At 66.1% G+C, this 22,244-nt stretch carries 20 protein-coding genes; 5 read left to right on the top strand and 15 right to left on the bottom strand.

Going from position 1 to position 22,244, the window contains the following annotated elements; translation table 11 throughout:
• Nucleotides 1-27: 27 nt before the first annotated feature.
• Nucleotides 28-1,041 (bottom strand): 1-aminocyclopropane-1-carboxylate deaminase, encoded by a 1,014-nt coding sequence (locus QZ471_RS04675; protein WP_295461287.1) that lies wholly within the window; start codon nucleotides 1,039-1,041, stop codon nucleotides 28-30.
• A 159-nt stretch (nucleotides 1,042-1,200) separates the two neighbouring features.
• Here QZ471_RS04675 and QZ471_RS04670 point away from each other — a divergent pair, with 159 nt between their 5' ends.
• Nucleotides 1,201-1,671, top strand: a complete 471-nt coding sequence (locus QZ471_RS04670) for an Lrp/AsnC family transcriptional regulator (protein WP_295461286.1) — start codon at nucleotides 1,201-1,203, stop codon at nucleotides 1,669-1,671.
• A 280-nt stretch (nucleotides 1,672-1,951) separates the two neighbouring features.
• Here QZ471_RS04670 and QZ471_RS04665 read toward each other — a convergent pair whose 3' ends face one another.
• The 11 genes from QZ471_RS04665 to QZ471_RS04615 form a co-directional block, all read right to left on the bottom strand.
• The gene (locus tag QZ471_RS04665; RefSeq protein ID WP_295461284.1) at nucleotides 1,952-3,328 is read right to left on the bottom strand and encodes a gluconate:H+ symporter; all 1,377 of its coding nucleotides are present in this window, start codon (nucleotides 3,326-3,328) and stop codon (nucleotides 1,952-1,954) included.
• A 263-nt stretch (nucleotides 3,329-3,591) separates the two neighbouring features.
• Nucleotides 3,592-4,422 (bottom strand): amidohydrolase family protein, encoded by an 831-nt coding sequence (locus tag QZ471_RS04660; protein WP_295461281.1) that lies wholly within the window; start codon nucleotides 4,420-4,422, stop codon nucleotides 3,592-3,594.
• A 27-nt stretch (nucleotides 4,423-4,449) separates the two neighbouring features.
• Nucleotides 4,450-5,739 (bottom strand): MFS transporter, encoded by a 1,290-nt coding sequence (locus QZ471_RS04655; RefSeq protein WP_295461279.1) that lies wholly within the window; start codon nucleotides 5,737-5,739, stop codon nucleotides 4,450-4,452.
• A gap of 133 nt (nucleotides 5,740-5,872) precedes the next feature.
• On the bottom strand, nucleotides 5,873-6,604 hold the full coding sequence (locus QZ471_RS04650) for a GntR family transcriptional regulator (protein WP_295461277.1): 732 nt from the start codon (nucleotides 6,602-6,604) through the stop codon (nucleotides 5,873-5,875).
• 195 nt (nucleotides 6,605-6,799) lie between these two features.
• Nucleotides 6,800-7,954 (bottom strand): M20 family metallopeptidase, encoded by a 1,155-nt coding sequence (locus QZ471_RS04645; protein WP_295461276.1) that lies wholly within the window; start codon nucleotides 7,952-7,954, stop codon nucleotides 6,800-6,802.
• Nucleotides 7,954-9,348, bottom strand: coding sequence for a M20 family metallopeptidase (locus QZ471_RS04640; RefSeq protein WP_295461274.1), 1,395 nt, complete (start codon nucleotides 9,346-9,348; stop codon nucleotides 7,954-7,956). Before QZ471_RS04640 ends, QZ471_RS04645 begins: the two co-directional genes overlap by 1 nt.
• Before the next feature lie 53 nt (nucleotides 9,349-9,401).
• Nucleotides 9,402-10,364: an oligopeptide/dipeptide ABC transporter ATP-binding protein gene (locus QZ471_RS04635; RefSeq protein WP_295461272.1), complete on the bottom strand. Its 963-nt coding sequence runs from the start codon at nucleotides 10,362-10,364 to the stop codon at nucleotides 9,402-9,404.
• A complete protein-coding gene (locus QZ471_RS04630; RefSeq protein ID WP_295461270.1) occupies nucleotides 10,361-11,356 on the bottom strand; it encodes an ABC transporter ATP-binding protein in 996 nt (331 codons plus the stop codon). Before QZ471_RS04630 ends, QZ471_RS04635 begins: the two co-directional genes overlap by 4 nt.
• Before the next feature lie 13 nt (nucleotides 11,357-11,369).
• Nucleotides 11,370-12,272 (bottom strand): ABC transporter permease, encoded by a 903-nt coding sequence (locus QZ471_RS04625; protein ID WP_295461268.1) that lies wholly within the window; start codon nucleotides 12,270-12,272, stop codon nucleotides 11,370-11,372.
• Nucleotides 12,273-12,280: 8 nt separating this feature from the next.
• On the bottom strand, nucleotides 12,281-13,198 hold the full coding sequence (locus QZ471_RS04620) for an ABC transporter permease (protein ID WP_295461266.1): 918 nt from the start codon (nucleotides 13,196-13,198) through the stop codon (nucleotides 12,281-12,283).
• Nucleotides 13,199-13,245: 47 nt separating this feature from the next.
• On the bottom strand, nucleotides 13,246-14,766 hold the full coding sequence (locus tag QZ471_RS04615) for an ABC transporter substrate-binding protein (protein ID WP_295461265.1): 1,521 nt from the start codon (nucleotides 14,764-14,766) through the stop codon (nucleotides 13,246-13,248).
• Between the two features lie 171 nt (nucleotides 14,767-14,937).
• On the opposite strand from QZ471_RS04615, the gene QZ471_RS04610 reads away from it, so the two are divergent.
• Nucleotides 14,938-15,861 (top strand): LysR family transcriptional regulator, encoded by a 924-nt coding sequence (locus tag QZ471_RS04610; protein WP_295461263.1) that lies wholly within the window; start codon nucleotides 14,938-14,940, stop codon nucleotides 15,859-15,861.
• On the opposite strand, the gene QZ471_RS04605 is transcribed toward QZ471_RS04610, so the two are convergent.
• The gene (locus QZ471_RS04605; RefSeq protein WP_295461262.1) at nucleotides 15,858-16,382 is read right to left on the bottom strand and encodes a chromate transporter; all 525 of its coding nucleotides are present in this window, start codon (nucleotides 16,380-16,382) and stop codon (nucleotides 15,858-15,860) included. The genes QZ471_RS04610 and QZ471_RS04605 overlap by 4 nt on opposite strands.
• Nucleotides 16,379-17,098, bottom strand: a complete 720-nt coding sequence (locus QZ471_RS04600) for a chromate transporter (RefSeq protein WP_295461260.1) — start codon at nucleotides 17,096-17,098, stop codon at nucleotides 16,379-16,381. The genes QZ471_RS04605 and QZ471_RS04600 overlap by 4 nt, the downstream gene beginning before the upstream one ends.
• Nucleotides 17,099-17,412: 314 nt before the next feature.
• Between QZ471_RS04600 and QZ471_RS04595 the strand changes: the two genes are divergently transcribed.
• Nucleotides 17,413-18,045 carry a cyclodeaminase/cyclohydrolase family protein gene (locus QZ471_RS04595; protein ID WP_295461259.1) on the top strand — a complete coding sequence of 211 codons (633 nt, stop codon included), beginning with the start codon at nucleotides 17,413-17,415 and terminating at the stop codon, nucleotides 18,043-18,045.
• A 6-nt stretch (nucleotides 18,046-18,051) separates the two neighbouring features.
• Nucleotides 18,052-19,308, top strand: coding sequence for a DUF2254 domain-containing protein (locus QZ471_RS04590; protein ID WP_295461258.1), 1,257 nt, complete (start codon nucleotides 18,052-18,054; stop codon nucleotides 19,306-19,308).
• Between the two features lie 7 nt (nucleotides 19,309-19,315).
• Here the strand turns inward: QZ471_RS04590 and QZ471_RS04585 are convergent, their stop codons facing one another.
• Nucleotides 19,316-20,254, bottom strand: a complete 939-nt coding sequence (locus QZ471_RS04585; protein ID WP_295461256.1) for a cation transporter — start codon at nucleotides 20,252-20,254, stop codon at nucleotides 19,316-19,318.
• 219 nt (nucleotides 20,255-20,473) lie between these two features.
• Here QZ471_RS04585 and QZ471_RS04580 point away from each other — a divergent pair, with 219 nt between their 5' ends.
• Complete coding sequence (locus QZ471_RS04580) at nucleotides 20,474-22,180, top strand: amidase (RefSeq protein WP_295461254.1); 1,707 nt, start codon at nucleotides 20,474-20,476, stop codon at nucleotides 22,178-22,180.
• Nucleotides 22,181-22,244: the final 64 nt, after the last annotated feature.

Genomic DNA, 22,244 nt, shown 5'->3' with positions numbered 1-22,244 from the left:
CTCCTTGTGACCGGACGTGAGCTGGGCTTAGGCGAAGGCGTTGTGGTAGGCGTTGAGGGCCGGGGCGCCCCCGAGGTGAACGTAGAGCACGCGACTGCCCTTGGCGATCTCGCCACTGCGGGCCATGGCGATCAGGCCGGCCATGGATTTTCCTTCGTAGACCGGGTCGGTGAGCATGCCTTCCATCTGCGCCGTGTAGCGGATGGCCTCGACGGTGGGACCGTCCGGCAAGCCGTAGTCCGGGCCGCAGAAGCGCGGCTCGATGATGACATCCTCGTCACGAATTTCCCGCTTCAGGCCGATCATTTCGGCGGTGTTGCGGGCGATCTTGGTGACGGCGGCGCGGGTCATCTCGGCATCGGCGGCGGTGTCCATGCCGATCAGCCGGCGCTCGCGCTCCTGGGCGCGAAAGCCCACCACCATGCCGCCCTGGGTGGAGCCGGTGCAGGTGGCGGTGACCACGGTGTCGAAGAAGATACCCTGGTCACGCTCCTGGGCCGCCAGCTCATCGGCGAAATGAGCGTAGCCCAGGCCACCCAGCGGATGGTCCGAGGCGCCGGCGGAAATGGCGTAGGGCTTGCCGCCTTCGCGCCGTACCTCTTCCAGGGCCCGCTCCCAGGTGGCCTTCACGGCGGTGGAATAGCCTTCGCCTTCGAGCAACGTCTGGGCACCCATCAGGCGGGACAGCAGGATGTTGCCGACCTTGTCGTACACCGGGTCTTCCCACTTGGTCCACTCCTCCTGGACCAGGCGGCACTTGAGGCCCAGTACCGCGGCGACCGCCGCGACCTGGCGCGTGTGGTTGGACTGGATGTTGCCGATGGAGACCAGGGTATCGCAGCCCTGCGCCAGGGCATCGGCGGCCAGCCATTCCAGTTTGCGCACCTTGTTGCCGCCATAGGCGAGACCGGACGAGACGTCGTCACGCTTGGCCCAGAGTTCGATGCCGAGGTCCTTCGACATACGCTCGAGCTTGTGCAGGGGGGACGGGAAATAACCGAGCTTGACGCGGGGAAAGCGCTTTTCGAGATCCAGGGACATGGCGGCGACTCCAGTGATGAAAGAACGCCTTCCATGCTAGGCAAAGTCGTGGAGAAGGTGCTTTCGAATGGCCGGTACGAAAGCTGCTTTCCTTTTCACAGGAGCGGCTATAGCACCCGAACATTCGGGAAATATTCACCTATTGAGGAGAATCTTTCGATGAGCGAAACCCAGGAGCTCACCCCGGTCGAACGCAAGATCCTGAGGGCGCTGCAGCAGGACGGCCGCCTGAGCAATGCCGAGCTGGCGCGCCAGGTATCCCTGAGTCCGAGCGCCTGCTGGAACCACACCCGCAAGCTGTTCGACAGCGGCGTCATCACCGGCGTCAGGGCCCAGGTGGACCCCAAGGCCGTGCAACGAGAAACCGCGGTGCTGGTAGGCGTGGTGCTGGACAGATCCACTCCGGATTCCTTCCAGGTCTTCGAAGCGGCCGCCCGCGCCCTGCCCCCGGTGCTGGAGTGCTACCTGGTAGCCGGCGACGTGGATTACTTCATCAAGCTCAGGGTCAAGGACATCGCGGCCTTCAATCGCCTGCACAGCGAGCGACTGATCGCCCTGCCCGGCGTGCGCCAGGTGCGCACCTTTTTCGTGCTGAACGAAGTCAAGACCGATGGGTTGTTGCCCATCTGATTCGGCGGGTGGCGCTAGGAAGGGACGGGTGCCGCGCGGCGCCCGTTGAGGAGAGGTGTCGGTTTCCGACGTTGTCGCGTAATTTTGGAAATCCCTGAACCGGAATCAGCCGATGACAGCAATCGCCCCATTGCGGATCTTCGCGTGGGGCGGCAGTAGGTCAAAAGCGGGCGGTGAGGCACTGCGCGAATCCGATCCGCTGTAACTGCCGCGCCTGATCGACGATAAATTAAGGGATTTCACAGATGGCGGCGTCCTGGTTTGACGCCGCCTCAGGTCATTACACGACCACGTTCAGCAGCAACACCACGATCAAACCGACTACGGCGACGATCGATTGCACCACCGAAATGGTCTTGGTGGCTTCGCCCATCGTCATGCCGAAGGATTCCTTCACCATCCAGAAGCCTGCATGGTTGGCGTAGTTGAAGAACAGCGAGCCACAACCAATGGACAAGGCCAGCAGCGGCAGGTTGAGGCTGGGATCAGCACCGGCAAGTGGCGCCAGCAAGCCGGCAGCCCCCACGATACCTACCGTGGCAGAACCGGTAGAGACCGAGAGCAACATGGCGATCAACCAACCGAGGACCAGCGGAGGGAACGCCGACTGCTGAGTCAGGTGCACAATGGCATCGCCCACCTTGGCACTGGTCAGCAGTTCCTGAAATGCACCGCCGCCGGCGATGATCATGATGATCGAGGCGATTGGCTTGAGGCTCTTGCCCAGCGATTCGCGCAATAGCTCCGCATCGCCGCCGCGCGCGAGTACCAGACTCGCCCCGGCGAACAGCACGCCCAACAGCATCGCTATCAGCGGATTGCCGAGGAAAGCGGCCATTTTCAGTAGCGCATTGTCCTTGGCCAATACCATCTCGGCGCCGGCATGGATCAGCATCAGGATCGCCGGCAGCAAGGCTGCCAGCACGCCAAGGTAGACGCTGGGGCTTGGTTTATCGTCGGCTTTTTCAGCCAGAGTGAACTGATCCAGCAACACCTGATCGGGCCGAGTGCTCATGCGCGGGGAAATGAAGGCGCCATACAGTGGGCCGCCTAGAATCATGGCCGGGATAGCCGCCAGGAACCCATAGAGCATGGTCGGCCCGACCGAGGTTTTCAGCGCGGCGATGGCCGTCAAAGGGCCAGGGTGCGGCGGGACCATACCATGCATGGCGGCCAGGGCGGCAATCACCGGAACGCCCACATAGATATAGGCTGAACCCTTGAAGCGCGCCTGACTTTCCAGCTTGCGCGCCACGCTGAAGATCAGCGGCAGCATGATCACCAGGCCGACCTCGAAAAACATCGGAATGCCAATCACGAACGCGACCATCATCATCGCCCACGGAATCATCCGATCCGACGTGCGCTTGAGGATGACCGCAGCAATCTGCTCGGTGACGCCGGCGTCCGCAAGTATTTTGCCGAGCATCGCCCCCAGCGCGATGACCACCCCCACCGCCCCCAGGGTCTTGCCGGCGCCAGTGACCAAGTGGGAGACGATGCGATCTGGCTCCATACCGGTTGCAAAGCCTACGCCGACGGAAACTACCAGCAAAGCCAGCAGTGGGTGCATTTTGAGGCGCGAGACGATCAGCACTACCAGCACCAGGACGCTGATCAATGCAGTCAGTAACAGATCTATATCTAAGGGAGTCATGAAAGGTTCTCGGTTGGGCTGGTGCCTAAACTCTTGTAAGTGGGTGAGCTGAAGGGCAGCTGTAACGGCTAAGTTGCAGCGTTCGTCCTTCTAGGTTCTGTACGAAAAATGCCTGCGCTCGGTGATGCTTCGTTGAAAAAGGCCTGGATCGCCAGCCCGGTCGCAATGCTCATTTACCGCTCGTAAACTCCGCTTCCTCAGCCTTTTTCGCGGGGCCGCCTAGGCCTCGCCTGACCTTCGCTCGGCGACTTTTCGTATAGAACCTAAAAACCAAATAACCTGCGAGGCGCTTGCGCCAGCAGCGAAGCTCTGGCTTGCGCCGAAAGCTCCAAAGCTCGCAATTGTTCGACGACGGTGGCGAAATCGATGTTTTGCTCATGCTGCGTATGCGGCCAGTCGCTGCCCCATACCAATTGATGCAGGCCAAAGCTTTTTTCCAGCAGCGGTAATGCCCTTCGCGCGAAATCAATGTTCTGTTGTGGCGTGCCTCCCAAACGATAGATTCCCGATATCTTGATCCAGATCGAACCTTTCGATCCGGCCTCAAGCAACTCGCCAAACCCGGGCTGATCGAGACCCGCCTTCGCGTCCGGCCGCCCAAAGTGATCGATCACCAACTTCACGCCGAACGGCGTCAATTGCTGGATCAAGCCCGGCAGATCCTTGACTTCCCGGTGCAACTCGACATGCCAGTCAAGATCGGCGATATCGCTGAAAAACCCTTGCCAGGCACTGTCACGAAAATCGGGTAACGCCTTGCCGATTAGGTTCAGGCGCACGCCGACCACGCCCAGTTGCGCCATGTCATTCAAGTTAGAACGACTGATGCTTGGCTCCAGCACTACCACACCGCGCAACTGCTGAGGGGCTTGCTTTAACGCCGCCAACAGGTAGCTATTGTCGGTGCCAAGGAAACTTGGTTGCACCAAGACACCGTGACTCAGACCATGCGTTTGCAAATGCTCAAGGTACTGGTCAAGCATGGCGTCGTACTCGGGACTGTAGCGCCGTGCACCGATCAGTTGCAGATCACGGCGGAACACATGGGCATGGGAGTCAATGCCGGTGATCGACTTGGGGCGGGGAGCTGACATGGGTTTTATCTACTGAAGGTTGGATCGTCACGCCCGAGCGCGTTGATTGCCGTTGATAGTGGCTGGAACGGAGGTGGCATTGGCTTCAAGGTCCCTGCCCCGGGTTTCAGGCAGGCACAGTGCGGCAAGTACCCCCACGCCGTAGGCGATTCCTGCATCGATACCTATCGCCGAACCCAGTGACATGGAATCACTCATGTGCCCGACCAGAAATGGAAATACAGCGGACAGCACCCGGCCAAAGTTGTAGCAAAAGCCAACGCCGGCGCCGCGTACATCGGCAGGGTAAAGTTCGTTGAAGAACGCTCCCAGACTGGCCGGAATACCGGCGGCGAAGAACCCCAACGGGAACCCCAGGAACAGCATCTGCGTATTGGTCAGCGGCAAGAATACGTAGCACTGCACCGTGACCACGCAGCACAAGGCAAACAGCACAATGTTTTTCCGACGGCCAATGCGATCGATCAAATAGCCGCTGGCCACACAACCACACCAGAAGGCGAAGATGATCACCGCCAGATAACCGCCCGAGTTCAACACGGACAGATTGCGCTCGGTCTTGAGGAAGGTCGGTAACCAGGTCATTACCGCGTGATAGCCACCGTGCGCGCCCAGTCCCAGCAGCCCGCCAAACAGGGTCACGCGAATCAGTTCCGGGCGAAAGATGCCCGCGAGTGACTGGAAGAAAGTCTGCGGGATGGCGTTGTCTTTTTGCAGGCGCCGGAAGCTGTCCGGCTCCTCAACGTTACGACGCACCCAGATGATCAGGAACGACGGCAGCAACCCGACAAGGAACATCACCCGCCAGGCCATGTCCTGCGGCACAGAGGTGTAGATCAGCGTGAATACCCCGACCGCCAGGCCCCAACCTACCGCCCAGGCACTTTGTACGGTGCCCATGACCTTGCCGCGATAATGCGGATTGATCGTCTCGGCCATCAGCACCGCGCCGGCCGCCCACTCCCCGCCAAGCCCAAAACCCTGCAGCGCCTTGACCACCAACAGCTGATGGAAGCCCGTGACGAATGCCGAGAGAAAGGTGAAGAACGAGAACCACAGAATCATCAGCTGCAAGGTGCGCACCCGGCCATAGCGGTCAGACAACGTCCCACCTACCCAGCCACCGAGTGCCGAGGTGACGAGGGTAACGCCGCTGATCAATCCGGCATCGCCTTTGGTCAAGGCGAAAGCGGCGATCAGCGCCGGAATCGCCAGACCGAACATCTGTACTTCCAAGGCGTCGAGCGACCATCCGCCGAAGCAGGCCCAAAATGTTTTGCGCTCCCGAGGAGTGATTTGGCGATACCAGCTGAACATGATTCTTATCCTTATAGGTGTCACGCAAGGCAGCCGACTGCCAACCCCACCGTGACAGGGTCGACTTTGGCAAACGAACAGCAATCGGGCGGCGATCCAACCGCCGCGAAACGCTTCGCTACGCAGACGGGCGTTAGCGAATATCCACGCGGTAGCGGAAAAGCTCCGCGTGGCCGCGCGAGCGACGCCATTCCAGCGGGCTACCCGCGTAATCGCGGGCCAAACGCTCAATCACGATCACCGGACTGTTGACCGCTACCTGGAGCAGTCGGGCATGCACGTCATTCACCGATTCGGCGGTCAGCGTTTCTTCGGCCGATGCAACAACCTGTCCGCACACTTCTTCGTAAATCGGATACAGCAGCGGCCCTGCGCGACTGAGGTCGATCTCCAGCAGCGCCTGAAACCGCTGGCGGGGCAACCAGATTTCTTCGGCGAGCACCGGTTTAACATCGAGCAATCGCACACGGACAATACGAATGACCGGCGCATAGGCGGGCAACCCTAGCGCTTGTGCTACGGCCGAAGGTGCTGCAACGGGTTCGATCGAGAGGATGCGACTCTCCGGGACCTGACGCTCACCGGAAACAGTCTGAAATCGGAAGAAACGGAACAGGGAGGATTGAAACTGAGGCCGTCGAATAAACGTCCCTCGCCCCTGCTGACGTTCCAGAATGCCCTCACTGACCAATGCATCAATCGCTTTGCGCACCGTGCCGGTGGACAGCTGATATTCCGCAGACAGCGCCGCTTCAGTAGGGATCGCCTCCCCCGGACGCCAGCGATTATTGGCGATCTGCTCAGCCAACTGGTCACGCAGACGCTGGTACAGCGGTAGCCGGGCATCACTGGATAAAGAATTCATCGACTTTATTCACCTTGTTATCTAGTCATCTATATGAATCTTGCCGCGAGTATTTGCCCAGATAACTTGGCTGTCAAGGAAGGGTCTTTCGTCCTGCCGACGACTGGCTGCCTACAGCCCTCTCATAGACAGGCGGGTCTTCGCCGGCAATTGTGACCCTCGCCGGCTAGGAGCCTCACTTATTTCGGAAGAGGATTAGGCCTTTACGGCCAGGGCCAGGATGGTGGCGACCAACGCCTGGGTGCGCGGGACCAGGGTATCCAGCACCAGGAATTCGGCGTCGGTATGCACCTTGCCGCCCACCGGGCCCAGGCCGCAGAGGGTGGGCACGCCCAGGCTGGCGGTGAAACCGGAATCGGCGCAGCCGCCGGTGAATTCGCCTTCCACGGAGAAACCCAGTTCGCGCGCTTCATGCTGGTAGAGCGCCAGCAGGTCGCGGCTCAGGTGCTCTTCCATCGGCAGGAAGAGGCTGGTGGGCAGGACACTGGCGTGGGTCCCCGGTAGCTCTTGCTCGGCGATGATGGCCGCGATGCGCGCCTGCAGCTCGGGCCAGTCGGCCAGGGCGACGAAGCGCACGTCCAGCCGCGCGGTGGCGCTGGGGGCGATGGTGTTGCTGGAGGTACCCCCCTCGATCAGGCCGACGTTGGTGGTGATGCCGCGCTCGTAGTCGGTCAGGGCGTGCAGCTTGACGATCTTGAGCGCCAGGGCCTGGATGGCGCTGGCGCCTTCGGCGTGGTTGACCCCGGCGTGGGCGGCGCGGCCGCTTACCGTGATGGTCAGGCTGGCGCCGCCCTTGCGCGCCTTGACCACGTTGCCGCTGACCCGACCGGGCTCGCAGTTGAGTACCGCCCTCGCCTCGCGAGCCGCCGCCTCCAGATGCGGTCGGGCGCTGCCGGAGCCGATTTCCTCGTCGCCGGTGTAGAGCACTCGTACCGGAAAGGGCAACTGCCCGGCGCGCTTGAGGGCACGTAGGGCGAAGCAGCTCGCCACCAGGCCACCCTTCATGTCGGCGACGCCGGGGCCGAAGGCCATTTTCTCGTCGCGGGTGAAGCCGCGAGCGGCCACGGTACCCGGCGGGAAGACGGTATCGCGGTGGCCGAGCAGCAGCACGCCGGTGCCTTCCGCCGGGCCGACCTGGGCGGCGAGGACATCGCCGAAGTCGGCCACCGGCGTGCGGGCGATCTCGATGCCATCCTCGGCCAGGGCCGCGGTGAGCACCGCGCCGACGGCGTCGACGCCGGCCTTGTCGTAGCTGTTGGAATCGGTATCGACCAGGCGTTGCAGGAGGCGGGTCATGGGTTCGTGCTGGCTGGCGAGCCAGTCCAGGGCGGCGGTCTTGGCGAGGGACATCAGTTGCGGCTCCAGCGATCGCCGAGGTCCCAGAACAGCCCGGCCATGAGCTGCAGCCCCTGGCGGGCGACCGGGGCCAGGAGGTGCTCGTTGGGCGCGTGCTGGGAGCAGGCGGGATAGGAATGGGGTACCCAGAGGGTGGGCAGGTCGAGGATGTCGGCAAAGATGTCGTTGGGCAAGCCGCCGCCGAAATTGGGCAGCAGCGCGGGCTTCTCGCCCAGGGTGCGAGTCAGGGAGGTCATGGCCCAGTCCACCCAGGGATTCTCCGGGTCCAGCCGCGAGGCGTGGAGGATCTCGTCCTTGGCGCGGGTGACGCGTACGGCGGCAAAGCCTTGCTCGGCGAGATGTGCCTCTATCAGCGGGATGAAGGTGGTGCAATCGCAACCGGCGACGAAGCGGATCTGGCAGTGGGCGCGGGCGCTGGGAGGAATGGCGTTGACCGGCGCCTCGGGGTTGCCGGTGGTGAAGGCCAGCAACTCGAAGGTGTTCCAGCCATAGACGCGCTCGGCCGGCGTCAGCCCGGGTTCGCCCCAGCCCGGATCGATTTGCGGATCACCCGGCGCGCCGCCGACCTCGATGTCGGCCAGGGCGCGGCGTACCGGTGCGGGCAGTTCGGCGGGCTTGAGCCCCGGCACGCGAATCTGTCCGCGAGCGTCCACCAGGCTGGCCAGGGCATGGGCGAGGATGATGCCGGGGTTGGCCAGCAGGCCGCCCCAGTTGCCGGAGTGATGGCCGCCCTCGCGCAGGTCCAGGTGCAGGTCGAAATTGAAGGTACCACGGGCGCCCAGGAACAGCGTGGGGCGCTGCGCCGATACGCGGGGGCCGTCGGAGGCGATGAAGAGGTCGGCGGCCAGCGCCTGGCGCTGTTCCTGGCAGAAGGTGCGAAGCCCCACCGAGCCGATCTCTTCGCCCATCTCCAGCAACAGCTTGACGTTGTAGCCCAGGCGCCCACCGCGGGCAGCGATGACCTGCTCCAGCGCCGCCAGGTTAATCAGGTGCTGGCCCTTGTTGTCGGCGGTCCCGCGGCCGTACCAGCGCTCGCCCTCCTCCACCAGGGTCCAGGGCGCCAGGCCAGAGCGCCAGCGCCCGCCGTCGCCGCGCACCACGTCGCCGTGACCGTAGCTGAGCAGGGTCGGCAAGGCCGGGTCTTCGAGGCGCTCGGCAATCAGCAGCGGCCCCTTGCCGGGCACCGGGTTGTCCAGCCGCCGGCTGGTGAATCCAAGGCTGGCGACATAGGGCGCGATGAAGTCGTCCAGGTAGCGTCCCAACTCGGCCTGGCGCTCGGGCTCCTGGCTTTCGGTGGGCTGGGCGACGGCGGCGGCGAGCCGCGCGCGGAAGGCGCCGCTGTCGAAGTGGGCGGCGGCGAGGTCGAGGGCATGGGTACGGCTGGTCATGGCAGACTCCGGTGGGATTCGGGGAGCATCGGGCGCCACCGCCCGATGCCGGATCAGGCGGGTTCCGGCAGGTGGCATCTCTTGCTGCCGCCGGGGATGGTTTCGCGTTCCGGGTAGCGCTCGGCGCAGGGGCCGAAGCAGCGCGGGCAGCGCGGATGGAAGGCGCAGCCGCTGGGCGGATTGATGGGATTGGGAAAGCTGCCGCCGAGGCCCAGCGCCGGGAGCCCCAGCGCCGGATCGGGGGTGAGCACCGCATCCAGCAGCGCCCGGGTATAGGGATGCGCCGGCTGGGCGAACAGCGCCGCCCGCTCGCGCTCCTCGACGATCTTGCCCAGGTACATCACCGCCACCCGATCGGCCAGGTGCTCCACCACCGCCAGGTTGTGGCTGATGAGCAGATAGGTCAGGCCGAATTCGCGCTTGAGCTCCAGCAGCAGGTTGAGGATCTGCGCCTGCACCGAGACGTCCAGCGCCGAGGTGGGCTCGTCGCAGATCAGCACGTCCGGACGCATCACCAGGGCGCGGGCGATGGCCACCCGCTGGCGCTGACCGCCGCTGAGCTGGCCGGGATGACTGTCGGCGGCGCGGCGCGGCAGACCGACCACGTCGAGCATCTCCGCGACCCGCCGTTGCTGCTCGGCGGGCGTGCCCAGGCCATGCACCTGGAGCGGCAGCGCCACGATCTGGCGCACCGTCTTGCGTGGATTGAGCGACGAGTAAGGGTCCTGGAAGATCGGCTGGATATGCCGGGCCATGCGCTTGCGGTCCACCCCGCGCAGGTGCTCGCCGCCGACGAGGATGTCACCGCTGGTGGGCGTCAGCAGGCCCAGCAGCAGCTTGGCCAGGGTGCTCTTGCCGCAACCCGACTCGCCCACCAGGCCAAGAGTCTCGCCGCGGTAGAGGCGCAGGGAGATGCCGTCCACCGCCTTCAAGGTGGCCGGCGGGCGGAACAGACCGCGGCCCAGGGTGAATTCCCGGCGGATGTCGCACAGCTCGAGGGCGATCTCGCGGCTCATCGCACACCTCCGACCCGGCGCAGGGGTTCGCTGCGCACGGCGAAATGGCAGCGCGCCAGATGCGCGCCCTCCTCCACCAAAGGCACGCTGTCGGCGCAAGTCGCCACCGCCTGGGGGCAGCGATTGCGGAAGGCGCAGCCATGCTGCTTGCCCACCAGGCTCGGTACCAGGCCGGGGATGGCGCCCAGCGGCTGCCCGGGCCGGGTCCGGCCGGGGACCGGGATGCTCGCCAGCAAGCCGCGGGTGTAGGGATGCCGGGGTTCGGCGAAAAGCTCAGCAGCGGGTGCCTGCTCGACGATCTGGCCGGCGTACATCACCGCCACCCGGTCGGCGATGCGCGCCACCAGGCCCAGGTCGTGGGTGATGAAGACGATGGCCGTGCCGAATTCGCGCTGCAAATCGCGCAGCAGGTGCAGGATCTGCGCCTGGATGGTTACGTCCAGCGCGGTGGTGGGTTCGTCGGCGATGATCAGGTCCGGCTCGCAGAGCAGCGCCATGGCGATGACCACCCGCTGGCGCAGGCCGCCGCTGAGCTGGTGGGGGTACTGCCGCAGGCGCTCGCCGGCATTGCTGATGCCGACCTTTTCCAGCATGGCCTCGGCCCGCGCCCAGGCGGTCTTGCGGTCCAGCTTGCGGTGGCGGCGCAGCACCTCGGCGAGCTGGTCGCCGATGCTGTAGGCCGGATTGAGGGCGGTCATGGGCTCCTGGAAGATCATCGCCAGGCGATTGCCACGCAGGTCGCGCATGCCCTTCTCGCCCACGGCCAGTAGATCGTGCTCGCCCAGGCTCAGCCGCGCCGCCTGACGCCGCGCCTTGGACGGCAGGAGGTCCATCAGTGCCAGGGAGGTGAGCGACTTGCCGCAACCGGATTCGCCCACCAGGCAGAGCATCTCGCCCCGCTCCACCTGCAGGTCCAGGCCGCGCACGGCGTGCAGGGTGTCATCGCCCAGAGGGATGTCGATGCGCAGGTCTCTTACGTCGAGCAGTGCCATGTCAGACCTCCAGTCAGTTGCGGCCGTCGGGCGCGGCCAGGTCGCGGATGCCGTCGCCGACCAGGTTGATGGCCAGCACCAGCAACATCAGGGCGATGCCGGGAATGGCGATCACCCAGGGCGAAAAGAACATGTAGGGCTTGCCTTCGGCGATCATCAGCCCCCAGGACGGCAGCGGCGGCTGCACGCCCACACCGAGGAAGGACAGGGTCGCTTCCAGCAGGATGGCGTGGGCCATCTCCAGGGTGATCACCACGATCAGCGCGCCCAGCACGTTGGGCAGGATCTCGCCGACGACGACCCGCCAGGTGGAGCAGCCCAGTGCCTGGGCCGAGGCGACGTATTCGGCATCGCGGATCTGCTGCACGGCGGCGCGCACCACCACGGCGAAGCGATCCCACAGCAGGCAGCCGAGCAGGATCACCACCACCTGCAGCGAACCGCCCACCAGGGAGGCGGCGGCCAGGGCCACCATCACCACCGGCAGGGCCAGGCGGGTGGTCACCAGGTAGCTCACCAGGGCGTCGACCTTGCCGCCGTAGTAGCCGGCGAGCACGCCGAGCAGGGTGCCGATGGCGCCGGAGATGAGCGCCGCGGCCAGGCCGATGAACAGCGAGATGCGCGCGCCGTAGAGCAGGCGGGACAGGTAGTCGCGACCGAGCTTGTCGGTGCCCAGCGGATGGGCCCAGGTACCCTTGGCCATCCACACCGGCGGCTTCATCCGCTGCATCACGTCCTGGGCGTAGGGATCGTGAGGCGCCAGCCAGGGCGCAGCCAGGGCGGCCAGGACGATGAGCGCGAGCAGCACCACGCCGAGGGCGAAGCCACGGTGGCCGAACCAACGGCGCAGCTGGCGCGCGAAGGTCGGGCGTGGTGGGAGATAGTCGTCCAGCACGAAGGGATTGGCGACGGTCATGGAGCCTCCTAGCGCACGCGGATGCGCGGATCGAGCAAGGCGTTGAGCAGATCGGCCAGCAGCGTCAGCACGATGTAGATCAACGCGATCAAGAGGACGATGGCCTGGACCACCGGGAAGTCGTTGCGGGCGATGGCGTCCCAGGCCAGCTGGCCGATGCCCTGCAGGGAGAACACCGCCTCGATCACCACCGAGCCGCCCAGCATGAAGCCGAACTCCACCGCGGCCAGGGCCACCACCGGGATGAGCGCATTGCGCAGGGCGTGCTTGAACAGCACCCGTGCCGAGCCAAGGCCCTTGGCCCGGGCGGTACGGATGTAGTCGGCACCCAGCACATCGAGCATCCCGGCGCGGGTCAGGCGCATCAGCGAGGGGGTGGCGTAGTAGCCCAGGGCGACCGCCGGCAGGATGAAGTGCTGCCAGCTGGTGTTGCCCGATACCGGTAGCCACTTCAGGGTCACGGCGAAGATGACGATCAGCACCAGGGCGAACCAGAAGCTGGGCATGGCCTGGCCGAAGGTCGCCAGGGTCAGCGCCAGGCGGTCGATCCAGGTGTCACGCTTGACCGCGGCCAGCACCCCCAGGGGGATGGCGATGAGCAGGGCCACCGCCAGGGCGATGGCGCCCAGGGTCAGGGTGATGGGCAGCCGGGTGGCGATGAGGTCGCGCACCGATTCCTGGAAGAAGAACGACTGCCCCAGGTCCAGGCGCAGCAACTGCCCCACCCACTCGACGTATTGCGTCGCCAGGGGTTTGTCCAGGCCGTGCTGATGGCGCACCACCTCGATCTGTTCGGCGGTGGCCTCCGGTCCGGCGATGGCGGTGGCCAGGTCGCCGGACAGATGCAACAGGAAGAAGCTGATCAGGGAAACGGTGAAGGCCACGGCCAGGGCGATCCCCAGACGGCGCAAGAGATATGCGGACATGTTCGGCTCCTCGACTGAAGGCGCCCCGTGTGGGGCGCCGGGACGGGTCAGTTCCAGTGCGCCAGGGCGAACCGGGGCAGCTCGTCCGGATAGGGCTGGAAGGCCAGGTCCGAGGTGAAGGCGTAGTTGACGGAATAGTTGAACACCGGTGCCCAGTAGGCCTGCTCGGCGATCCGCTGCAGCGCCTTGCGGTAGTTCTCCTTGCGCACCTCGGGGTCCATGGCGGTATCGGCCACCTTGAGCCAGTCGATCACCTGCGGGTCCTTGGCCACGTCGTCGGCATTGCCCTTGAAGTAGACGCCAGTGGCCGCCGAGGCATCGGCGATGGAGAAGGAACCCCAGGCGAGGAAGGCCATGGGCACCTTGCCGGCGCGTTGCTGGTCACGCAGGGCGGCGTACTTCAGGTAGCGCAGCTTGGCGTCGATGCCCACCGCACGCAGGTCCCCGATCAGCGCCTCGACCACGTCGCGATCGCGATAGGCGAAGATCTCGGTGCTGAAGCCATTGGGATAGCCGGCGGCCTTGAGCAGCGCCTTGGCATTGGCCGGGTCGTAGGCATAGCCCGGCACCGCCTTGGCATCGCAGCCGAATTGCGCCGGATAGCAGGCCACCTGCAGCGGCTGGCTGCCGCCGCCCATGAGCTGGCTGGCGATGGCCTTGCGGTTGATGGCGTAGTTGACCGCCTGGCGCACCTCGGCCTTGGCGAAGGGCGAGTCCGACGAGGACGCGCCCTGGGCGTCCATGCTAAGGAAGCCGATGCGCATGCTGGCGCCGCTTTCCACGGTCAGGTTGGGCGCCGCCTTGAGCTGTTCGGCCTGGTCCGGCGCCACGCGCCAAACCCAGTCGACGCCGCCGGTCATGAGCTCGGCCAGGCGCGTCTCGGCATCGGGGATGACGCGGAACTCGATATGGCCGATGCGCGGCTGTCCCTGGGGGCTGTCCTTGAAGTAGTTCGGGTTGCGCTCCAACTTGACGCCCTGGCCGCTGGTGACGGCGACGATGCGGTAAGGGCCGGTGCCCACCGGCTTCTGCGCGAAGCCGGCCAGGCCCACCTGCTGGAAGTACTTGGCGGGATAGATCGGCAAGGGATTGGCAAGGTATTCAAGCGCGGCTGGAAAGGGCTGCTTGAGGTGCAGGCGCACCTTGAAGTCGCCCAGTTTCTCGGCGCTCTTGATCCAGTTGACATTCTGCTGGGTGACCACCTTGCCCTCGGGAGAGGCCACGTAGTTGAAGGTGAAGACCACGTCGTCGGCGCTGAAGGGATCGCCATTGTGGAAGGTGACGCCCTGGCGCAAATCGAAGTCGAGGGTCAGCGGATCGACCTGCTGCCAGTGGGTGGCGAGCATCGGCTGGTATTCGCCGGTCTGGGGATCGCGGTAGATCAGGGTGTCCCAGGCCAGGTGGGCGAGGATGACGCCTTCACGGGCATCGTTGTGATAGGGGCTGACGTTCTCGGGTTCGGTATCCGAGGCGTAGACGAGGGTGTCGTTGGCCTTGCCGGCGAAGGCCTGGCCCTGGGCCAGGAAGAGGGAAAACGCGATGCCACAAGCGAAACCTTTGAGTCCCATGCCGTCTGTCTCCGGGGCGGTGGTCGGTCAAAGGCAGGTCCGCGAAGCGCGGGAAAGGAAGGTCTGTTGCTACCTGTTATTGGTCTGTTGACCCGACTCTAGGTCTTGCCATCCCATGCCACAAGCAGAATATTTAGATGCAAGCCATGCCTTTTCGGCAAAGGAGACGCCATGCATCTGCACGGGATTCAGTCCACCGCCCTGCGCTATTTCCTCGAAGTGGTGCGCTGCGGCTCCATCAGCGAAGCCTCCCAACGGCTCAACGTCGCGGCCAGTGCCGTGAGTCGCCAGATCGCCAAGCTGGAACGCGAACTGGAGACGCCACTGCTGGAGCGCCGGGCCCGCGGCGTGGTGCCCAGCGCCGCTGGCGAACGCCTGGCCGTGCATGCGCGCAAGGCGCAATTGGCCAGCGAGCAACTGGCCGCCGAGCTGAGCGGCCTGGCCGACCTGCATCGTGGCCAGGTGCGCCTGGCGACCACCGAAGGCTTTTCCCTGGACTTCCTGCCGGAGGTAATCGCCGCCTTTCGCCAGGGCTATGCCGGCATCCACTTTTCCCTGGAGGTCTGCTCCCCTGCCGTGGCGACCCGCCGCGTGCAGGAGGGCGAGGCCGACCTGGGTCTGACCTTCAGCCTCAGGCCCGAGCCGGACATCCGCGTCGAGGCCATCCTCAGTGGCGCCATCGCGGCGGTGATGCATCCTGCCCATCCTCTGGCCAGCCGAAGCGGCCTGCGCCTGGCCGATCTCCAGGGCCATCCCCTGGCGGTCTCCATGCCGGATACCACGGTGCGCCAGCTGTTCGATATCTGTTGCGGCGTCCAGGGGCTGTCCTTCGAGCCGGTGCTGACCAGCAACAATATGCAGGCGCTCTATCGTTTCGCGGCGCTGGGCGGCGGCGTCACCCTGTCCAGCGAACTCAGCCTGCGCAGTCGCCTGCACCAAGGCCAACTGGTGGCTTTGCCGCTATTGGACGAAGGCATGGCGGCGCGGCGCATCGAGTTGCAGAGCATGGCCGGCCGCGAATTGCCGCCGGCGGTGGAAGCCTTTCGCGATGCGCTGGTAGTGGCGCTGGCGCCGCCCTCCGCCAAACCGGACTAGGGCCCGAACAGCACCCCGACCAGGGCACCCCCCGCCAGCAGCCACAGCGGATGCCAGCGGGTAAACAGCGAGCCCAGCGTCGCGGCGATCAGCACCAGCACCCACAGCGGCGCCGTAGCCACGCCGCTGCCCACCAGCCAGGCGCTGGCCGCCACCAGGCCCACGGTGACAGGCACCAGGCCGGCCTGCAGATGGCGCCGCCAGGGGCGGTCGGCGAAGCGCTGCCAGAGGTGCAAGACGCCGAGGGTCAGCAGCGAGGACGGCACGAACTTGGCCAGGGAGGTGACCAGCAGGCCGGGCCAGCCGGCCACGTGCCAGCCGATCAGCGGCACTATCATCAAATTGGGACCGGGCGCCGCCTGGGCCAGGGCGAACAGCGCGGCGAAGTCGGCGGCGCTCATCCAGCCGTGCACCGTCACCACCTGGCGCTGCATCTCTGGCAGTACCGAATTACCACCGCCGAAGGCCAGCAGCGACAGCTGGGTGAAGATCAGCGCCAGGGCCAACAGGGTCGCGCTCATAGGCCCTGCCGATAGCTGAGCAGCACGCTGAGCGGGGTGAGCACCAGCATGGTCCAGAGCAGCGGCAGCTTGAGCAGTGCCAGAGCGACGAAGGCCAGCGCGGCGACGCCCAGGGCCAGCCAGCGCCCCCGCAACGGCTTCAGGAGCTTGATCGCCATGGCCACCAGCAGGCCGGCCGCGGCGGCCGCGAGACCGGCGAAGGCGCGGCCCACCACCGGATGATCATGAAAGCGGTCGTACAGCACGCCCAGTCCTACCACCACCAGCGTCGGGCCGATCAGCAGGCCGGCCGCGGCGGCCAGGGCGCCCCGCCAACCGGCGAATCTCATGCCCACCGCCACCGAGAGGTTGATGATGTTGCCGCCGGGCAGGAACTGGCAGAGGCCGAGCAGCTCGGTGAACTCCTCCGCCGACAGCCAGCGGCGCTTCTCTACCAGGTAGCGTCGCGCCAGCGGCAACACCCCGCCGAAGGCCGTGATGCCCAGGCCGAAGAAGCCCAGGAAGAGATCACGACGGCGGGGACGGATAGTGGCGGGTGCGGCGTCCATCGGCGGTCCTCGGTCAGAGTCAGAGCGACAACAATAACGTACCCGCGAGACCGGTGGCGGACGCCAGCGTTGCAGCACCGACCAGACCCTCAGCGTCTGCTTGAGGCCGCCGCCGGCACCGATGGTGAGCAGCAGCACGGCGATGGGCGCCAGGCTCTTGCGCAGCACCCCGCCAACCCGCTCCCGCGGCAGGCCGCTGCCCTAACCGAACAGTGTCCAGCACCACGATGGCCAGGATGGCGGCCAGACAGCAGAAGATCAGCCGGGTGTCGTGAGCGACCTAGGCAAGGACGGCGGGCTCCACGCAGGACTCCCTGTAACTTAACCGAAACCTTCGCAGAGGTACGACAAGAATCGAAGTAAAGCCTCGGTAAACCCTGTCGCTTAGTGCACTTAGCGTGCGAACCTCGGCCGTTTCGTACGATCCAAACAGCGGTCGGTCGTGACCGAATCCCCTTCCCTTTAGCTTGCAGGCGGTTGGCATGAACGAAACCTCTACTCTCTGGCAGCAGACCCTCGCCCAGTTCCGCGACGGCACCGGCTCCACCCTGCCGACCCCGGGCAGCGGCGCGGCGGCCACGGTGGCGGCTTGCCTGGGTGTCGCCCTGATCCTCAAGGGCCTCAAGCTCAGCCAGCAGCGCCAACCGGTGACCCGCCACGCCGACCTGATCACCGTCGGCGAGCGTCTGCAGGAAGCCCTTAGCACCTGTGCCGATGCCGATGTGCAGGCCTTCGCCAACTACCTGGAAGCCGATCGCCAGGCCAGCGGTGCCAGCGCCGAGGGCGAACGCCGCCAGCAGGCGCTCAATCTGGCCGCGGCCAATGCCGTGCAGATCCCCATCGCCACAGCCCAGCTCTGTCTGGAAGCCCTGGACCTGGCCGTCACGGCCTCCCCGCTCACCGTCGAGCCTCTGCGCAGCGACACCCTGGCCGGCGGCCGCCTGGTGCATGGCGCCTTGGGCGCGGTACTCACCACCGTGGATGCCGATCGCAACGGCCTGAAATCCGGCGATGCCCGCGAAGCCGCCCGGCAGATGCGCGACAAGCTCCAGCAGCAAGCCGACCAGCGCCTCGCCCAGCTGAGCGCCACGCCCGTGCCGCCGGCGATGGGCTGACGCCCGGTGCTGGCCCGTCTGGGCTGGGTCCTGCGCGGACTGCAGCGACGCCTGTGGTTCCGCGCCACCCTGTTCTCGGTCGCCGGGGTGGCGACCGCCCTCCTCGCCCTGCTCCTACGCGACCACATCCCGGCGACCCTGCCGGCCAAGGTCGGCGCCGACGCCGTGGACAAGATCCTCACCATCATCGCCAGCAGCATGCTGGCGGTGACCACCTTCTCCCTCAGCACCATGGTGACGGCCTACAACGCCGCTGCCAGCAGCGTGACGCCGCGGGCCTATCCGCTGCTGCTGGAAGACAGCACCACCCAGAACGCCCTGGCCACCTTTCTCGGCTCCTTCCTGTTCAGCCTGGTCGGCATCATCGCCCTGAGCACCGGCCTCTACGGCGACAACGGCCGGGTGGTGCTCTTCGCCGTCACCCTGGTGGTGATCCTGCTGATCGTCTTCACCCTGTTGCGCTGGATCGACCACCTCTCGCGTCTCGGCCAGCTCGATGCCACCAGCGACAGTATCGAGGATGCCGCCCGGCACAGCCTGCAATGCTGGCTGGCCCAGCCCTACCTGGGCGGGGTGGCGGCGCCCGTCGATGAGCCCGCCAGCGGTCGCCCGGTGATGGCCGACCGCACCGGCTATCTGCAGCGGGTGGACATGCCGCTGTTGGCGGATCTCTGCGGCGACCAGGGTCGCCTGCGCCTGGCCGCCTTGCCCGGCGCCTTTCTCGATCCGGCGCAGCCGCTGCTCTGGGTCGAGGGTCTGCCGCCGGACAAGGACGAGCGCCTGCGCGCCGCCTTCACCCTGGACGTGCGCCGCCTGCACGACCAGGATCCGCGTTTCGGCCTCACGGTGCTGGGCGAGATCGCCACCGGGGCGTTGGTGCCCTCGCGCAGCGACTCGGGCACCGCCATCGCCATCCTCGGTCGTGCGCAACGGCTGCTGACGACGCTCACCGGGCCGCGGGAAGCGATCGAGCCGCGCTATCCGCGGATCGAGGTGCCGGCGTTATCGCTGGACGATCTGTTCGACGACTTCTTCCTACCGGTGGGCCGCGACGCCGCGCCCCTGGTGGAAGTGGGCATGCGCCTGCAAAAGGCCCTGGCGCGCCTGGCGGTGCAAGGCGATGCGCGGATCAAGCGCGAGTGCCAGCGCCACTCCCGGCTGGCACTGGCCCGCGCCGAGGCCACCCTCGGCCAGGCCGAAGATCGCGCCATCCTCCAGCAACTCGCCGCGGACGTCGAACGCCTCTGTACGGCCCGCCAGTAGCGCAGCGCTAGCGCGACCAGGCCGGATCGGTGGTGAAGGCGATGGTCAGCCAGCGATCCGGCCCCTCGCCGCCGATGGCCTCGCCGATCTGGTCGCGGATGGCGTCCCATTCGTCCAGGGTCTTGGCTGGCCAGCCCAGGGGTACGATGAAGTAGAGCTCGATCTGCCGCGCCCGTCCGACCTTGGCCACATAGGCGCGATAGTCGAGAAAACCGAAGCGCGCGACCATCCCGCGGGCCACCGCGTCGACCTGCTGCTTGAGCTGCGGCGGGGTCACCATGAGGATTTCCGCGAACGCCTGCCAGACGGTCTTGAGCGGTACGGGAATGATCAGCACGCAGATGATCGACAGCGCCAGCGGGTCGATGTAGGGGGTGATCCAGGCATAGGCAGTGCCCTGCGCCAGGGCGCCGACCAGAAATGCCAGCACCAGAGCCGCGGAGATGCTCCCCGACATGATCCAGCTCTTGATGTCCAGCCTGAGGAAATCGGACTGGATGCGCCGGTTCAGGCGCAGCTCCATGGCGGCCACCCCATAGCAGACCAGCGCCGCCACTAGGGCATAGAGCAAGGCCGCGCCGAATTCCAGCTCCTTGCCGCCGCTCAGCAGGCTGATGAGCGAATTGACCAGCGCATAACAGGCGACTATGCACAGTACGCTGCCGTTCAAGGCCAGCACCATCGGCTCCAGGTGCCAGAAGCCCATGTTGAAGCGCTCGGCGAGTTTGCGGTCCTTTTCCAGCTCCTGGCCGTGCCGGTGAATGAGCGTGGCGACCAGCAGGGCCAGGCCACTCATGAGCGCATCGATCAGCGAATAGAAACCATCGAAGACGATGGCATAGGAGCCGAAATGCACGCCGAAGACGACGCCCACCACGGCGACCAGGACCGTGGCGCCGATGGAACCGCGCAGGATCGTTCGCTCGTTATACAGGCGTTTCGACATCATAAACTCCAAGGGCAGACAGCGGCCAGGCACCGGCAATCGGGGCCATGATAGAGCCCGCCCGGTCGCCCCACATGAGCGGCCCGGCAAGACCTCAATGCGTGGGCGCAATCAAAAGCCGGCCGGCTTCGGGTGTACACTGCGCCGGTGCTTTTTTTCTTCCGAGACAGCTGGCAGCAGCCTCCCTCGCCTAGCGAAATCCTCAATGGCGCCCCCATCATGATCGAAGTTACCGAACGCTCCATCGCCGAGTTGCGTCGCGCACTCGAAACCGGCCAGACCACTGCGGTAGCGCTGGTCGAGGCCTACCTGGCCCGGATCGATGCCTACGATCCGCCCACCAGCGCCACCGCGCTCAATGCCGTGGTGGTGCGCAATCCCGAGGCCCTGGCCGAAGCCGCCGAGTCCGATCGTCGGCGCGCCCGTGGCGAGACCCTGGGACCGCTGGACGGCATCCCCTACACCGCCAAGGACAGCTACCTGGTCAAGGGCCTTACCGCCGCCTCCGGCAGCCCGGCCTTCAGGAACTTGGTCGCCCAGCGCGACGCCTTCACCATCGAGCGCCTGCGCGCCGCCGGCGCCATCTGCCTGGGCAAGACCAACATGCCGCCCATGGCCAACGGCGGCATGCAGCGCGGCGTCTATGGCCGTGCGGAAAGCCCCTACAACGCGGGTTACCTGACCGCGCCCTTCGCCTCCGGCTCCTCCAACGGCGCCGGCACCGCCACCGCGGCCAGCTTCGCCGCCTTCGGCCTGGCCGAGGAAACCTGGTCCAGCGGCCGCGGCCCGGCGTCCAACAACGGGCTGTGCGCCTACACCCCCTCGCGCGGAATCATCTCGGTGCGCGGCAACTGGCCACTGACGCCGACCATGGACGTGGTGGTGCCCTATGCCCGCACCATGGCCGATCTGCTGGAAGTGCTGGATGTGGTGGTAGCGGACGATCCCGATACCTCCGGCGACCTCTGGCGCCTGCAGCCCTGGGTGCCGCTGCCGCTGGCCTCGGCGGTACGCCCGGCGTCCTACCCGGCCCTCGCCACCGGTCCCAATGCCCTGGCCGGCAAGCGCCTGGGCGTGCCGCGCATGTTCATCAACCAGGACCCGGACGCCGGCACCAGCGAGAATCCCGGCATCGGCGGCCCCACCGGCCAGCGCATCCAGACCCGCGACTCGGTGATCGCCCTCTGGGAACAGGCCCGCGCGGCCCTGGAAGCCGCAGGAGCCACGGTGATCGAGGTGGACTTTCCGCTGGTTTCCAATTGCGAAGGCGACCGCCCCGGCGCGCCCACGGTGTTCAACCGCGGCATCGTCTCCAAGGAGTTTCTCCACGACGAACTCTGGGACCTGTCCGCCTGGGGCTTCGACACCTTCCTGCGTGACAACAACGATCCCAAGCTCAACCGCCTGGTCGACGTCGAAGGCGAGCTGATCTTCCCCCACGAGCCCGGCACCCTGCCCAATCGGGAAGGCGACCTGGCCGCCGGCATGGCCGAATACGTGCGCATGGCCGAGCGGGGACTCAAGACCCTGGAGCAGATCACCACCCTCCCCGACGGCCTGCGCGGCCTGGAGCTCACGCGCAAGCTCGACCTGGAAGACTGGCTGCAGGCCCTGGGCCTGGACGCCGTGCTCTTCCCCACCGTGGCCGACGTGGCCCCCGCCGATGCCGACATCAACCCCGCCTCGGCCGACATCGCCTGGAGCAACGGCGTCTGGGTCGCCAATGGCAACCTCGCCATCCGCCACCTGGGCGTGCCGACCGTGACCGTGCCCATGGGCGTGATGGCCGACATCGGCATGCCAGTGGGGCTGACCTTCGCCGGTCGCGCCTATGACGACGCCAACCTGCTCCGCCTGGCCGCCGCCTACGAGGCGACCGGTTCCAAGCGCCAGATACCGCCGCGGACGCCGCCGCTGGTGGGTTGAGGGAAGACCGCTTGGACGCCGGCCGCCGGGCTTCACCCAGCGGCCGGAATCGGATGGTGACCTC

The sequence above is a fragment of the uncultured Pseudomonas sp. genome, from assembly GCF_913774235.1.
Taxonomy (GTDB): Bacteria; Pseudomonadota; Gammaproteobacteria; order Pseudomonadales; family Pseudomonadaceae; genus Chryseomonas.
The sequence above is the reverse complement of the archived record's forward strand: the minus strand, read 5'-3'. Positions and strand labels throughout refer to the sequence as shown.

What these genes read in the sequence shown, in the direction of transcription:
- QZ471_RS04615 (WP_295461265.1), bottom strand. Translation starts at nt 14,766, where the DNA reads ATGGGACTCAAAGGTTTCGCTTGTGGCATCGCGTTTTCCCTCTTCCTG.
- QZ471_RS04625 (WP_295461268.1), bottom strand. Translation starts at nt 12,272, where the DNA reads ATGACCGTCGCCAATCCCTTCGTGCTGGACGACTATCTCCCACCACGC.
- QZ471_RS04620 (WP_295461266.1), bottom strand. Translation starts at nt 13,198, where the DNA reads ATGTCCGCATATCTCTTGCGCCGTCTGGGGATCGCCCTGGCCGTGGCC.
- QZ471_RS04665 (WP_295461284.1), bottom strand. Translation starts at nt 3,328, where the DNA reads ATGACTCCCTTAGATATAGATCTGTTACTGACTGCATTGATCAGCGTC.
- QZ471_RS04635 (WP_295461272.1), bottom strand. Translation starts at nt 10,364, where the DNA reads ATGAGCCGCGAGATCGCCCTCGAGCTGTGCGACATCCGCCGGGAATTC.
- QZ471_RS04640 (WP_295461274.1), bottom strand. Translation starts at nt 9,348, where the DNA reads ATGACCAGCCGTACCCATGCCCTCGACCTCGCCGCCGCCCACTTCGAC.
- QZ471_RS04610 (WP_295461263.1), top strand. Translation starts at nt 14,938, where the DNA reads ATGCATCTGCACGGGATTCAGTCCACCGCCCTGCGCTATTTCCTCGAA.
- QZ471_RS04645 (WP_295461276.1), bottom strand. Translation starts at nt 7,954, where the DNA reads ATGTCCCTCGCCAAGACCGCCGCCCTGGACTGGCTCGCCAGCCAGCAC.
- QZ471_RS04655 (WP_295461279.1), bottom strand. Translation starts at nt 5,739, where the DNA reads ATGTTCAGCTGGTATCGCCAAATCACTCCTCGGGAGCGCAAAACATTT.
- QZ471_RS04585 (WP_295461256.1), bottom strand. Translation starts at nt 20,254, where the DNA reads ATGTCGAAACGCCTGTATAACGAGCGAACGATCCTGCGCGGTTCCATC.
- QZ471_RS04595 (WP_295461259.1), top strand. Translation starts at nt 17,413, where the DNA reads ATGAACGAAACCTCTACTCTCTGGCAGCAGACCCTCGCCCAGTTCCGC.
- QZ471_RS04650 (WP_295461277.1), bottom strand. Translation starts at nt 6,604, where the DNA reads ATGAATTCTTTATCCAGTGATGCCCGGCTACCGCTGTACCAGCGTCTG.
- QZ471_RS04580 (WP_295461254.1), top strand. Translation starts at nt 20,474, where the DNA reads ATGATCGAAGTTACCGAACGCTCCATCGCCGAGTTGCGTCGCGCACTC.
- QZ471_RS04660 (WP_295461281.1), bottom strand. Translation starts at nt 4,422, where the DNA reads ATGTCAGCTCCCCGCCCCAAGTCGATCACCGGCATTGACTCCCATGCC.
- QZ471_RS04670 (WP_295461286.1), top strand. Translation starts at nt 1,201, where the DNA reads ATGAGCGAAACCCAGGAGCTCACCCCGGTCGAACGCAAGATCCTGAGG.
- QZ471_RS04675 (WP_295461287.1), bottom strand. Translation starts at nt 1,041, where the DNA reads ATGTCCCTGGATCTCGAAAAGCGCTTTCCCCGCGTCAAGCTCGGTTAT.
- QZ471_RS04630 (WP_295461270.1), bottom strand. Translation starts at nt 11,356, where the DNA reads ATGGCACTGCTCGACGTAAGAGACCTGCGCATCGACATCCCTCTGGGC.
- QZ471_RS04605 (WP_295461262.1), bottom strand. Translation starts at nt 16,382, where the DNA reads ATGAGCGCGACCCTGTTGGCCCTGGCGCTGATCTTCACCCAGCTGTCG.